Below are 12795 nucleotides of genomic sequence, written 5' to 3' on the forward strand. Positions count from 1 at the left end.
CAAATTTTGCGGTTTTAAATCCGCCAAAAATTGCGTTTTTAAGTCGTTTGAGAAGTGGTAGAAGTCCCCGCGTGCCTTTAAAAACAGCGCGTAGGGCAAGTCGATTTTATAATGCAGTCCGCCGAATAAATTTAGATTTTTGACTGCCAAGTCTTTATCGTGCTTGTCGCGTAATGTGCCATAAGTTAGGGCAAAGTGTGCGCCCAAAGTGTGTGATTCTGCGAGTGTCACGCTAAAAGCGGTGATGAAACCATAGTCAAATCCGCTTAATGCGTAGTTTCCTGCTTTGGCGAAAGAGTTGTGATTTATGAAGGGCGTGAAAATGAAGTGGTAGTTTTTCGCAGAATCTGCGGGATTTTTTGTGGATTGCCACGATTCTGCTGACGCAGAATCTCGCAATGACAGGGATGACGCAGAATCTCGCACGGCGTTTGAAGTGCGTAAATTACGCGAGATTCTGCGATTTTTTGCGGTAGATTCTGCGTTTTTGTAGAAAAATGTTTCGTTTTGTTTGAGATTTGCGTATTCGTTTGCATTTGTGGATTGCCACGAATCTGCTAACGCAGATTCTTGCAATGACGGAAATTGTGCGTTAGATTCTGCACTTTGCAATGACGAAACTTTTTTGATTCTGCGAATTGTGCGTTTTTGAGGGGTTTGTGAATTTTGCGGAGTTCGCGTTAGATTCTGCGATTTGGCAAATTTTCGTGGGAAAATAATCGCGCTAGTCATCATCGAAAAATTATTCATCGTGCGGAGATTTGCCCTAAAAGTCGCGCTAATCAAAGTATTTTGCGGTTTTGGAGTGACGAAAAATGTATTGCCACTTTGTGCGATTTCAAAAATGTCATCTTTTGCAGTTAGGCGCGAAATATCCACAGGCAGCTTATTTGCTCCACTTATATCAACGACTAATTTTTCAAACAAATATCCACTGCCAAACTCAAAATCCCCTCCAAAGTCCAAAATTAACTTCCCGTTTTCGGCAAATTTCACACTGCCATTTTGTAGCACCAAATGCGAGTTATCGATGGGATTTGTCCCGCTAAATGCGTTAAATTTCGCAGAATCTTCCGTGATTTTCATCGCATAATTTTGTATTGTGAGATTGACGCTTTTAAAATGATATTTGCCTTCAAGCGGATTTATCGTGCCGAAATTTTGAATGGTAACCATTTGATTGCTGTGGGCGTTATAACTCACGGAAATCCCCTGCATTGCGCCATAATTGATGAGATTTTTAATCGCACCTTTGTTAAATGTGATATAAGTATCAATCGTGTTATAATTGATAAAAGTTGCTATGATTCCTTTCTCATTGCCGTTCTCCGCGAGATTTATGCTAGTGCCACTGCCATTTAGCGTGAAATGGGTGTGATTAGTGATTAAATCATAGGGCTTTTTAATATCGCAATTTCCGCTATTGATTTTACAAGCGACGCTCAACTCAACCGCATTTAGATTTAAAAATCCCCCCCCCGTGAGAAAAAATAATAAAAAGCAAAATATGAGGCAATGTAATTTTTGCAGAATCTACCCCAAAATTCTGTGATTTTCGTGCGATTCGCAGAATCTGCGGTGGATTCTGCGAAAAACGCGCTAGATTCTGCGTTTTTGCAAAAAATATCATTGCTTTTTATCCAAAAACTCTTTTATATTTTTCTCTACGCCTTCAATTAGTCGCTCCCGACTCTCTTTATACGCCCACGCGATGTGGGGCGTTAGCAAGATTTTAGCGCGGAGCTTTTTATCAAGTAAGGCGTGTTTTTTAGTCATCGGCTCGACTTCTAGCACATCGGCGGTGAAATAAAAGTCCCTCTTTTTTAGCGCGTTTGCCAAATCCGCTTCATTGACAATCCCACCGCGCCCCATATTTGCCAAAATCGCATCTTTTTTAAGCAAACGAAGCTCTTTTTTGGTAATCAAATTTTTCGTAGATTCATTCAGTGGCGCGTGAATGCTGATAATATCGCAGTTTTTAAAAAGCGCGTTCAAATCCTTTTCTCTCTTAAATTTTTTATCATCATTTTTGCCACTTGTGGAGAAATACGCCACATTTGCGCCAAAAGCAAGGGCGAGATTTGCCACCGCTTTGCCGATATTGCCAAGCCCAATTATCCCCCAAGACTTGCCCTGCAGCTCATAAAGCTCAAAATTATCATTTAGATGATTAAAAATCGCACTTTTGCTCCACTCGCCCTTTTTGCAGAATCTATCATAATAATTTAGCTTTGCCATCGCATTTAGCACGCAGGCAAGCGTGTGCTGTGCGACACTTGCGGTGCTGTAATTTGCGACATTTTTGACGGCGATTTTTAGCTTTTTGGCGGCTTCTAAATCGATATTATTCATCCCTGTGGCGGTTATGCAAATCAGCTTTAACTTCGGTAACTTCGCCAAAGTCGCAGAATCTAGCACAACTTTATTTGTCAAAATGATATCCGCATCTTTTGCGCGTTTGATAATGTCTTTTTTCGCCGTTTTTTGATAGCTACTAAATCGCCCCAATCTCTCAATCGCGCTTAAATCCGTGCTCCCTAGCGTCTCCGCATCTAATAATACAATATTCATAAAAACCCCCTTTTTTAGTTATAATGCGCTGAAATTATATTACATTTTTGGGGGAAATATGTTAGCAAAGATAAAAATCGCAGATATTTTGGTAGATTCGATACCTTTTATCCAAGAATTTCGCGGGAGCGTTATGGTTATCAAATACGGCGGGGCGGCGCAACAAAATCTAAAATTAAAAGAAAACTTCGCAAAAGACATAATTTTGCTTTATATGCTAGGAATTAAACCCATAATAATTCACGGCGGAGGCAAAAAAATCACTTCTATGCTTGAATCTTTGGGGATTGAGAGCGAATTTAGAGATGGGATTCGCGTAACTTCAAAAGAAGCGATGAAAGTCGTAGAAATGGTGCTAAGCGGGGATATAAACCGCGAACTTACATTTTTTTTCAGCCACTATGGAATCAAAGCGGTGGGCATTTCAGGCAAGGACGCGGGGCTTTTAAGGGCGATACCAAAGGACAATGGCGCATTTGGCTTCACAGGGGAGATTGTGGCTGTGAATACGGAGATTGTCGAAAAGTTGCTAAATGACGGCTTTGTGCCCATCATCGCGCCAATCGCGGCGGGAGATAGCATAGAACACTGCGGATTTAACATAAATGCCGATAGCGCGGCGTGTGAAATCGCAAAGGCGATTTGCGCAAATAAGGCGATTTTTTTGACAGATACAAAGGGCGTGCTGAATGAAAACGGCGAAGTTATCCCCACGCTCACGCCAAAAAGCGCAAAGGCGTATAAAGATTCAAGTGTGATTAGCGGTGGAATGATACCAAAAATCGATGCGTGCGTGAGTTGCGTAGAAAATGGCGTGAAAAAGGTGCATATTATCGATGGGCGGGTGTTGCATTCGATTTTGTTGGAGCTTTTTACAAGCGAAGGGATAGGGACGCAAATCGTGGGCGATTGAGCGGGATTTGTAGGTGTTGTGTCTTGTGGGTAATCATTTGAATTATTTTTATGTAAAATCGCTTTTGCATAAAACTACTTTTGCATAAAACCACTTTTACATAAAACCGCGCTCAATTCGCAGAATCTAAAAAAATTTCGTCATTGCGAGGCGATTCAATGAATCGCCGAAGCAATCCAAAAAACAAAGCGAATCGCCCCCACGCCGTCATTGCGAGACTTGACTTTGGCAAGTAGTGGCAATCTATATTTTGTCATATTGAGCGTAGCGAAATATCTCAAAAATTCTCCCCCTCCCAAATGCGCACGGGGGATTAAGGGGATTAAGGGGTTGGGTAGAATAAATCCCTATTCTCTCGCCCCATTGTTTATCAAAAATTGCTTTATTTCGCTATTTTCTGTGTAGCTTAAAGCAGTTTCACTAAACATATCTTTCGCATTCACATTTGCACCATTTTTTACCAAAAATTTCACAACCTCAAAATGTCCTTCTATTGAAGCACTCATTAAAGCGGTGAAGCCCAAAATGCCATCTTTCGCATTCACATTCGCACCTTTGGATACCAAAAATTTTACAATCTCAAAATGTCCATACATTGAAGCCTTCATTAAAACAGTGCCACCAAATTCATCTTTCATATTCACATCAGCACCTTTGGATATTAGCGACTTAACTTCATTTAAGTCGCCAACCACTGCCGCACTGATTAAGTCTCTATCATAGTTCGCCCACGCTATTTGAATCTGTGCTATGGCTAGCATAAAAATCAAAAGTAGATTTTTTGTCATCTAAATCCCCTTTTTTAAATAAAATTTTGCGAATTTTATATCACATTGCTTAAATGAGATTTAAAAAGAAAATTCGTTTGGATTGCTTCGATTCGCGTTGCGAATCTTGCAATGACAGCTAGTGCGATTCGCCTTGCAATGACAATAAAATAGCCAATCCACCGCCAAAAACCCTACTCTTTCGCGCCTTTGCTTTTTAGGTATTGTTCTATTTCGTCGGTTTGTGCCAAATATAAAGCAGTCCGTCCAACTTCATTTCTCGCATTTACATTTGCACCATTTTCTACTAAAAATTTCACAATTTCAAAATGCCCACTTTGTGAAGCCAATATTAAAGCAGTGAAGCCATTATTTTGTTTTGCATTTATATCCGCACCTTTTTGCACCAAATATTTCACAACTTCTAAGTGTCCTTTGTCAGAAGCCCACATTAAAGCAGTCCAGCCACCATCATTTTTTGAATTTATATTTGCGCCATTTTGCACTAAAAATTTCACAACCTCAAAATGTCCATCGTATGAAGCAAGTATTAGAGCAGTTGAACCAAGTTCGCTTCTCGCATTTACATTTGCGCCTTGTTTTATTAGCGATTTGACTTTATTTACATCACCATTTTCAGCCGAATCTACCAAATCCTTATCTATATCCGCATACACCGCACAAACAGCCAACGCCCCAAGCGCAAAGGCAAAAAGCACATTTTTAAGCATTTTCATTTTTTGTCCTTAAATTAAAATTTTAAAAAGCGATTGTAGCGAAAAATTTATATATGAATCTAAAAATTTGATTTTTTTAGATTCGGCACATTTTATGCGAATCTAATGCCATTTCGTGCGAATCTAGCGCGAATTTATCTTTTAGATTCGCACCTTTGTTTTGCCAAATATCTTTCCACATTATCAATCCTTTATGTTTGAAATTTAAAAGTCGCAATTTTAGCGAAAATTTGCTTTTAAATTCTGCGGATTTTTGTGTTTTTTAATTAGATTCTGCGAATCGCAGAATCTAATTGTGGATTGCTTCGTCAGTGTTACGCACTTCCTCGCAATGACAAGATTTTTCGAGATTCTTCGCTCGTTTTACTCGCTCAAAATGACAAAATAGAGTGCAAATCGCAGAATCTTGCAATGATTTCAACGCAGATTCTGCGATTTTGTAAAAATCTACCTTGCCTTTCGCTTTGGCATAGTTGCCGCCTGCCCCGTAGCTTTCACGCAAGCTTGCCCAAAAAGTATCGCGCTCCAAGCACTAGCTTCTATGGTGACATTTGTCAGCACATCGGCGTCATATCCCGCCTCGCTTGCTTTTTGCAATGCGTCCGCCACCGCCTTGCTCTCGCGAAATGCAAGGGAGCCCGTTGGAATGCCTAAAATGCTCCACACACAGCTCTCTCCCTCGAAATAATCGCCCTTTTTCATAGGGATTGGCACGGCGTTGGTGCTTGCGATGGAGTAGTGCGCGAGTGGTTGCGTGCAACCTGCAAAGATAAATGCCATTAGTATAATGCTGAATTTTTTCATTTTGTGTCCTTTTTTATTAAAATTTATGAAAACTGATTTTAGATTCTATCGCAGAATCTCACAAGCGATTTTTCGCAAAAAAGCGCGTTTAAGGCGGTTTTGCTGTTAGATTCTGCGAAATGTGGATAGGTTTAGTATTCATAGTTATCCAAATCATACTCATCGTAATCTTGCGTTGTGCTTTGCTTTTTGCTTGGTTTTATGGTTTGCTTTGGCTGTCGTTTGATTTTTTTAGTGGGTTTTTGTGCGCCAAATGTGTAAGCATAGCGCATACTCATACTAAAAGCGTGGCGATTTATTGTTTTTTCACTCAAAGACTGCGTTTCATCAAATGCCAAAAACGGCACACGCACGGCAAGCTCAACGCTGTGATTATCGCTAAAACTCCCACGCAAGCCAAAATTTGCTCCAAAGTCAAATGCGCTTATCGTTTTCATCTTAGGATACTCGCCAAGCCACGGATAATCATAAACTTTGCTTGTGCCACCTAGCCCAAGTCCTGTAAATACGCCCATCTCTACGCCACCGCCATTGTAAAAATTCCACAAAAAGTCCGCATTTATCGTGTAATTTATCGAAGTGATATTTGTGGTGGCGGTATAAAGGATGATGAGCTCATCGCCACGCTGTGAGTGGTGCATAAAGTGTAGGTTGCCATAGAATCTCGCGCCAAGTTTTTCTGTGAAAAAATATTTGTATCCGCCGAAAAATTCATAATCAAATGTGTGGTTTAAATATATGATTGTTTTGTTTTCGTGATATGTGGTTTTTGGAATTTTATATCTCCACGCACTACTGCCAAATCCACCGCCGACAAAAAATCCGCTAGATTCTGCGAATGTGAAATTTGTGGTGAAAATAAGTGCGAAAAGTAGCTGATTTATGAATTTGTATAGGGGGGGGGGGATTTTAGATTCTGCTGCATTTTGCGCTTCATTTTATGTCCTTTTATGTGAAATAAAAACGCTAATTTTAGCAAAAGATTTTTAAGTGAAGTTTAAATTTGTGAAAAATAATGTAGATTCTGCGAATTTTGGCAAATTTTTATTAGATTCTGCGAATCGCAGAATCTAATTGTGGATTGCTTCGCCTTGCTATCGCAAGGACTCGCAATGACAAGATTTTTCGAGATTCTTCGCTCGTTGCACTCGCGCGAGAATAACAATTTTAAAACAGATTCTGCGATTCACATAAAAAGCGCAGAATCTAAGCAAACAATCGAAGGGATTGCGGTGGAGATTTTGTATTTGTCAAAATTTTTGGGGTTGAGACTAGACTTGGAGTCTGCGAACACCCCAAAAATTTTGACAAGTGCGAAAGGTGCACCCAAGAGCAAATTGAAAAAACCAGCCAAACTACACATTAAACCTAAAGTGCATTATATCCCCATCTTGCACGACATAATCCTTGCCTTCGCTTCGCATTGCGCCGTTTTCCTTTGCGCCACTCTCGCCACCATATTTCACAAAATCCGCGAAACTAATCGTCTCTGCGCGAATAAAACCTTTTTCAAAGTCATTGTGAATGACGGCGGCGGCTTTTGGGGCTTTTGTCCCACGCACAATCGTCCAAGCGCGGACTTCTTTTACCCCAGCGGTAAAATAGCTTATTAGATTTAGCGTCTCAAAACTTATGCGAATCATCTGCTCCAAGCCACTTTGCGCGAAACCTAGCTCACTCAAAAACTCTGCGCGTTCCGCCTCGCTCATATCAATCATCTCTTCTTCTATTTTAGCGCAAATCATCACAACCGCGCTATTTTGCGCCTTTGCGTAAGTCTGTAATGCCTCAAAATGCGCGTTTGCACCACTCTCATCGACATTTGCACCATAAATCACGGGCTTATTACTCAAAAATCGCAAATCCCTATCAAGCGCGATAAACTCCGTGCTATCCTTATCTGCAAAGGTTTTTGCAGCTTTATTTTGCTCCAAATGCGCCTTTAATTTTAGGGCGACTTCTAACATTGTCGCGCTCTCTTTGGACGCCTTTGCGGCGCGCGTTAGTCGCTCGATTCTGCGCTCCAAACTCTCCAAATCCGCCAAAATCAGCTCAATTTCAATGATTTCAATATCGCCAATAGGGTCGATTCGCCCCTCTGTGTGCGTGATATTGCTATCATCAAAACACCGCACGATATGCAAAATCGCATCGACTTCCTTAATATTTGCCAAAAATTTATTTCCCAAGCCCTCGCCCTTACTTGCGCCTCTCACAAGCCCCGCAATATCGACAAATTCGATAGTAGAGTGCTGAATCTTTTGAGGCTGGACGATTTTGGCAAGTTGTGCGATTCGCTCATCTGGCACGGGGACAATCGCCTTATTTGGCTCGATAGTGCAAAATGGATAGTTCGCGCTCTCGGCATTTTGCGCCTTTGTGAGTGCGTTGAAAGTGGTGGATTTGCCGACATTTGGCAGTCCTACGATGCCTACGCTTAAACCCATTATTTTGCCTTACGCGCTTTAGATTCGCACTTTTTATTTGTAAGATTCGCGCTATTTTTCACGCTTTTTGGATTTGCGCTTTTTAGATTCACAGCCGAATCTGCCACCGCCAAAATAAAATCAACCACACTTCTAACGCCCGCACCACTCGCACCATAAGGATTTATATCCCACTCTTTTTCCACAAATGCAGGTCCTGCAATGTCGATATGAAGCCACTTGTCTTTATACTCATCGCGGATGAATTTCCCTAAAAATAGCCCCGCCGTAATCGCCCCGCCATAGCGACTAGAAGCGCAGTTTGAGACATCGGCGTTTTTGGATTCGATTAGTTTTTCTAAGTGGCGATTAAAGGGCAGTTTTGCGCAAAGTTCGCCACTTTTTAGCGCGATTGCTTCAAATTCTGCTTTTAGCGATTCGTTATAGCCCAAAATCCCGCTACTATATTCGCCCAAAGCCACGACACACGCGCCTGTGAGCGTTGCCAAGTCGATTATTAAGTCTGGTTTTAAATCCTGTGCGAATGATAGGCAGTCGCTTAGCACGAGCCTCCCTTCTGCGTCTGTGTTTTTGACTTCGATACTTATGCCTTCGCGGCTTTTTAAAATATCATCGGGGCGGTAAGCGTCCCCGCCGATTGCGTTTTCAACCGCGCCTATGATTCCGCACACTTCGATATTTGGCGCAAGTTCGGCAATCGCACAAAGCGCACCGATTACCGCGCACCCACCGCCTTTGTCCGCTTTCATCGTAGTCATATAGTCCGCTGGTTTTAGGCTCAAACCTCCCGTATCATAAGTTAGCCCCTTGCCGACAAGTGCGATTTTTGCCTTTGGATTTTTGGGCTTATAAGTTAGCTTTATTAGTCGCGGAGGATTTACACTTGCCCTTGCCACCGCCAAAAGCGCATTTGCCTTTTGTTTTTGTAAATATTTTTCATCGCCGATTTCGCAAGTCAAACCCTTTGCCTTTGCCAAATCCACCGCGATTTTTGCCAAATCTTTTGGAGTGCAATCCGCTGGGGGTGTATTTACGATTTCACGCACTAAATTCACGCTTTTTGCCACAATCTGCGCTTTTTTCAAATCACAATATTTCGCAGAATCTAGCACAAAAATCTTTTTTAGATTTGTTTTGCTTTTTTGTGTTTTGAAAGTGTCAAAATTATACGCACCACAGAGTATTCCAAGCATTAAAGCATAATTTTTTTCACTATCACCAAAACCTTTAATCTTAAAAGATTCTGCGTTTTTTAGGTGGCGCACAAGTTTTGCACCTGCCTCACGCGCAGAATCTACGCTAAAATCACTTAACCCAAGATAAAATTTATCGCCCACAAAAATGCCCTGCCCTGCCTTGCATTCAAAGCCTTGTAGTTTGAAAATTGCGCTTGTTGCTTTGTCAATCGCGCTATTTTTATCCACCAAAATCGCTTCAATGTCCGCCTTTGCGTTTGTCGCCACTACTAAATTTATCATATTTTTGTCCTTTCGTTTATTTTATTTTGTTTGTTTTCTAACTCGATTTCGAGTTTGTTTAACCGCTTATCAACGCGCTTTGTTTGCGTTTTGAAATAGTAAATCACACCGCCACAAAATGTCGCCAAAAATACAAGTAATATGTATGGGTGAGATTTTAGCCAATGCAATAGATTTAAAATATGTTCGCCAAAAAACCACGCCAAAAGGATTGTAATCGCCGCCCAAATCCAAGCACTGATGAGATTTATAATCGCAAATTTTAGCGCGTTGTAGCGCGTTAGCCCGATTGAGATAGGGATAATCGTCCGCATTCCATACATATATCGCTGCACAAAAATGATAGGCCACCCGTATTTTTGCAAGAGCAGGTGGGCAAGAGCTAGTTTGCGCCGTTGATTTTTGAAGCGTTTTTGAATGTAGTCTTTGTTGAATCGCCCGATATAAAAATAAATTTGGTCACCCACAAATCCGCCAAGCCCTGCGACAAAAATGGCGATAAAGACATTCAAATGTCCCGTGTGAGCGGCGATTCCTGCAAAGATTAGCCCAAGTTCGCCCTCCAAAATGCTCCAACAAAAAAGTATGAGATAACCAAAGTCAGCGACATATTTATCCCATAGCTCAATGATAAATTCTTCCATTAAATGCCCTTAAACTCGCCCTAAATCACTTTGAAAATCCCTACAATTCTAACGCGCAAAAGACTTTTGTGCTTTTTTCAATTTCGCTAACAGCATCAAATTCAAGCAAACGCAAGATAAAACACGCTTCAACGCAAGTCCCGCCGATGGATTCGATTAGTTTAATCCCTGCTTTTGCCGTGCCACCTGTGGCTATTAAATCATCGATTAGCAGGACTTTTGCGCCCTTTTTGTCGCCAAATGCGTCTATGTGAATCTCAACTTCGCTAAATCCGTATTCTAATGCGTATTTTTCGCTAACCGTGGTATATGGGAGTTTGCCCTTTTTGCGAATCGGCACAAAGCCGATTTTTAGGCGCGAAGCAAGGGCTGCGCCAAAGATAAATCCGCGTGATTCGATACCCACGACAAAATCCAATCCGTAGCTTTTGTAGCGCGATTCAAGGAATGTCATCAAATCCTCGAAAACCTCCGCGTTATTGATGATAGTCGTAATGTCGCGGAATAAAATGCCCGGCTTTGGGAAGTTGGGCACATCTCTAATGGCGGATTTTAGTTTGCTTTGCAATGTGTTTAAGTCCATAGTTTTTCCTTTTATTTAGATTTTGCGTTTAGATTCTGCGAATTTGCATTATAGCAACGCCTCGATTTTCTGCTCTAACTCGCGGATTCGCGTCTTATACTTGTCGCATTCGATTTTATACTGCGAATTGCGCGCTTTTAGGGCTTTGATTTCGTTTTTCATCGTATTCATTTCCTCTGTCAAAATGTCGTTGTTCCCCAAAGCGCGTTGCAGTTGAAGCTGGTGTTTGCGAATCAAAATCTCTGCTTCGTGCAATGTCAGCTTGATAGACGCAGAAGTCTTTTCCTCTTTTTGCGCGATATGCTTATAAAAAAAGGTTTTGGTAAGCATAAAAAGGACAAACAAAACAAACGCCGTAAGTAAAAACCAAGTCGCAACCGTGCTCATACTCTCCCCAAAATTTTAAAAATCCGTAATTCTAACATAAATTATGTTTAGCAAAATTTAAAATCGCAGAATCTAATGCAGATTCTGCGTTTTATTAGCTATTTTTGCTAAAAAGATAAGCATACGCAGAATCTTCGCGCACAAAGGGCGCAAGTTCGGCAAAGTCAAAATAAATGCTTATGATTCCAGCTGCATAAGGCGCAATTTCATAAATGCCCCAATAAAATTCCACGCCATTTGGGGTGATTTTAAATTTTGAAAGCATAGCATTTTCATCGACACTATCCCCGTATTCCGCGCTCAATCGCTCTTTTATCATCGTCTTTAATTTTGCGTCATTTTCATCTTTTAACAAGATTTTTGGCTCATTTGCGATTTGCGCTCCATTGCTTAAATCAAAAGCCACCGCATCATCGCTGTAATTGCCGTGCGCACCGCCACTATAAATGTAATTGTAGTTGCTAAAAACAATCACTTTTTCATCAATATAAGCGACATTGAAGTTTGAAATACCATCAAAATTAAACGAATCATCCGCATTTGCATACTCGCTAAAATCCGTTATATCGCGCAACTGCGCATTTATTTTGTCAAGCGTAAAATTTAGCTTATTTGACACTATGATAGGAATCTGCAACGAAGCGTTGAAATTAAACTCTTTGCTTGTGCCATCAAAGTCCTTGCCAATGTGCTTTTGCGCCACGCTTACGCCAAAAATCGCAATTTCGTTGATTTTGTTTGTCGCAAGTTTGAAATCTACGCTTTTGCCTTCTTTGAAAAATCCATTATTTGCGAATCGTCCGCTAATCTCGCCATTTTTAGCGATTTGCGCTTCAAAAATTTGGGCGATTTGATTGTTTGAATCTTGCGCTGTGTTTGCGCCATCTTTTGTGATTTCAAGTTGAATGGTTTGTGGATTCGCTAGATTCGCGTTTAAATCTTGCGAATCTATCTTTGAATCTACCTTTGAATCTTTTGAATCCACCTTTGAATCTCGCGCTTTTTGGGGCGAATCTATGGGATTTGAATCTTGTGCCATATTTTGCGTTGTATTTTGTGCCACTTCGCCTTTTAGTGCGAAAATCTCCCCACCGCGCACGATTTTGCCTGAAATGTATGCTATGCTATTATTTTGATTTTCATTAGGCGCAGATGAGATTTTGAGATATAGCGTGGATTGCTGCCCATCGATTTCGCCACCAAGCAAATAAAATTTTGCCAACGACTTGCTAATCTGCGGTGGCGTGGCATTTGAATCCTTTGTGCTTTTAAGCGTGATTTTGGATAAATCAAAATTTTGCGCCTCTGCTTCAACTTTAAGCGCACCAAAATCAAAATTATCTTGCATAATCGCAGAATCTACGCCTAAATCCTCCGCCTTTTTATCGCAACCCACAAAAATTATGGCACATAAAATCAAAAAACTGATAATTTTTCGCATAAAATCCCCCTAAAAATTCTATT

At 40.9% G+C, this 12795-nt stretch carries 16 protein-coding genes and 1 pseudogene; 1 reads left to right on the forward strand and 16 read right to left on the reverse strand.

Translation table 11 applies throughout. The annotated features are described in order from the left end of the window. The 3 genes from ACWIUD_RS07470 to ACWIUD_RS07480 all read right to left on the reverse strand — a co-directional run. The coding region (locus tag ACWIUD_RS07470; protein ID WP_454148183.1) for a hypothetical protein at window positions 1-1446 on the reverse strand (1446 nt) is incomplete at its 3' end. A 1-nt stretch (window position 1447) separates the two neighbouring features. Then, window positions 1448-1630, reverse strand: a complete 183-nt coding sequence (locus ACWIUD_RS07475) for a hypothetical protein (protein WP_454148185.1) — start codon at window positions 1628-1630, stop codon at window positions 1448-1450. After that, a complete protein-coding gene (locus ACWIUD_RS07480; protein WP_454148187.1) occupies window positions 1627-2571 on the reverse strand; it encodes a D-2-hydroxyacid dehydrogenase in 945 nt (314 codons plus the stop codon). The genes ACWIUD_RS07475 and ACWIUD_RS07480 overlap by 4 nt, the downstream gene beginning before the upstream one ends. Before the next feature lie 58 nt (window positions 2572-2629). Between ACWIUD_RS07480 and argB the strand changes: the two genes are divergently transcribed. After that, window positions 2630-3484 (forward strand): acetylglutamate kinase, encoded by an 855-nt coding sequence (argB, locus tag ACWIUD_RS07485; RefSeq protein ID WP_454148189.1) that lies wholly within the window; start codon window positions 2630-2632, stop codon window positions 3482-3484. A gap of 155 nt (window positions 3485-3639) precedes the next feature. Here argB and ACWIUD_RS07490 read toward each other — a convergent pair whose 3' ends face one another. The 13 genes and pseudogenes from ACWIUD_RS07490 to ACWIUD_RS07550 form a co-directional block, all read right to left on the reverse strand. Continuing rightward, window positions 3640-3765 carry a hypothetical protein gene (locus ACWIUD_RS07490; protein ID WP_454148191.1) on the reverse strand — a complete coding sequence of 42 codons (126 nt, stop codon included), beginning with the start codon at window positions 3763-3765 and terminating at the stop codon, window positions 3640-3642. Between the two features lie 66 nt (window positions 3766-3831). Beyond that, window positions 3832-4272 (reverse strand): ankyrin repeat domain-containing protein, encoded by a 441-nt coding sequence (locus tag ACWIUD_RS07495; protein WP_454148193.1) that lies wholly within the window; start codon window positions 4270-4272, stop codon window positions 3832-3834. 173 nt (window positions 4273-4445) lie between these two features. Further along, window positions 4446-4988, reverse strand: a complete 543-nt coding sequence (locus tag ACWIUD_RS07500) for an ankyrin repeat domain-containing protein (protein WP_454148195.1) — start codon at window positions 4986-4988, stop codon at window positions 4446-4448. Between the two features lie 289 nt (window positions 4989-5277). Next, window positions 5278-5490, reverse strand: a complete 213-nt coding sequence (locus ACWIUD_RS07505; protein ID WP_454148197.1) for a hypothetical protein — start codon at window positions 5488-5490, stop codon at window positions 5278-5280. Next, complete coding sequence (locus ACWIUD_RS07510; RefSeq protein WP_454148199.1) at window positions 5436-5792, reverse strand: hypothetical protein; 357 nt, start codon at window positions 5790-5792, stop codon at window positions 5436-5438. The genes ACWIUD_RS07505 and ACWIUD_RS07510 overlap by 55 nt, the downstream gene beginning before the upstream one ends. Window positions 5793-5923: 131 nt before the next feature. Beyond that, a complete protein-coding gene (locus ACWIUD_RS07515; protein WP_454148340.1) occupies window positions 5924-6568 on the reverse strand; it encodes an outer membrane beta-barrel protein in 645 nt (214 codons plus the stop codon). Window positions 6569-6789: 221 nt separating this feature from the next. Next, window positions 6790-6957, reverse strand: a complete 168-nt coding sequence (locus ACWIUD_RS07520; protein ID WP_454148201.1) for a hypothetical protein — start codon at window positions 6955-6957, stop codon at window positions 6790-6792. Window positions 6958-7147: 190 nt separating this feature from the next. Beyond that, window positions 7148-8239: a redox-regulated ATPase YchF gene (gene ychF, locus ACWIUD_RS07525; RefSeq protein ID WP_454148203.1), complete on the reverse strand. Its 1092-nt coding sequence runs from the start codon at window positions 8237-8239 to the stop codon at window positions 7148-7150. Between the two features lie 92 nt (window positions 8240-8331). Then, window positions 8332-9717 (reverse strand): annotated as a pseudogene (locus tag ACWIUD_RS07530) (leucyl aminopeptidase); the annotation flags it as partial. Continuing rightward, complete coding sequence (locus tag ACWIUD_RS07535) at window positions 9714-10361, reverse strand: DedA family protein (RefSeq protein ID WP_454148205.1); 648 nt, start codon at window positions 10359-10361, stop codon at window positions 9714-9716. The pseudogene ACWIUD_RS07530 and the gene ACWIUD_RS07535, both read right to left, overlap by 4 nt. 40 nt (window positions 10362-10401) lie before the next feature. Continuing rightward, the gene (locus tag ACWIUD_RS07540) at window positions 10402-10944 is read right to left on the reverse strand and encodes an adenine phosphoribosyltransferase (protein WP_454148207.1); all 543 of its coding nucleotides are present in this window, start codon (window positions 10942-10944) and stop codon (window positions 10402-10404) included. A 48-nt stretch (window positions 10945-10992) separates the two neighbouring features. Further along, entirely contained in the window at window positions 10993-11331 is a 339-nt protein-coding gene (locus tag ACWIUD_RS07545; RefSeq protein WP_454148209.1) for a hypothetical protein, read from the reverse strand. A gap of 94 nt (window positions 11332-11425) precedes the next feature. After that, window positions 11426-12772 (reverse strand): DUF3298 domain-containing protein, encoded by a 1347-nt coding sequence (locus ACWIUD_RS07550; protein WP_454148211.1) that lies wholly within the window; start codon window positions 12770-12772, stop codon window positions 11426-11428. Window positions 12773-12795 lie beyond the last annotated feature (23 nt).

The organism is Helicobacter sp. 23-1044 (assembly GCF_053654695.1).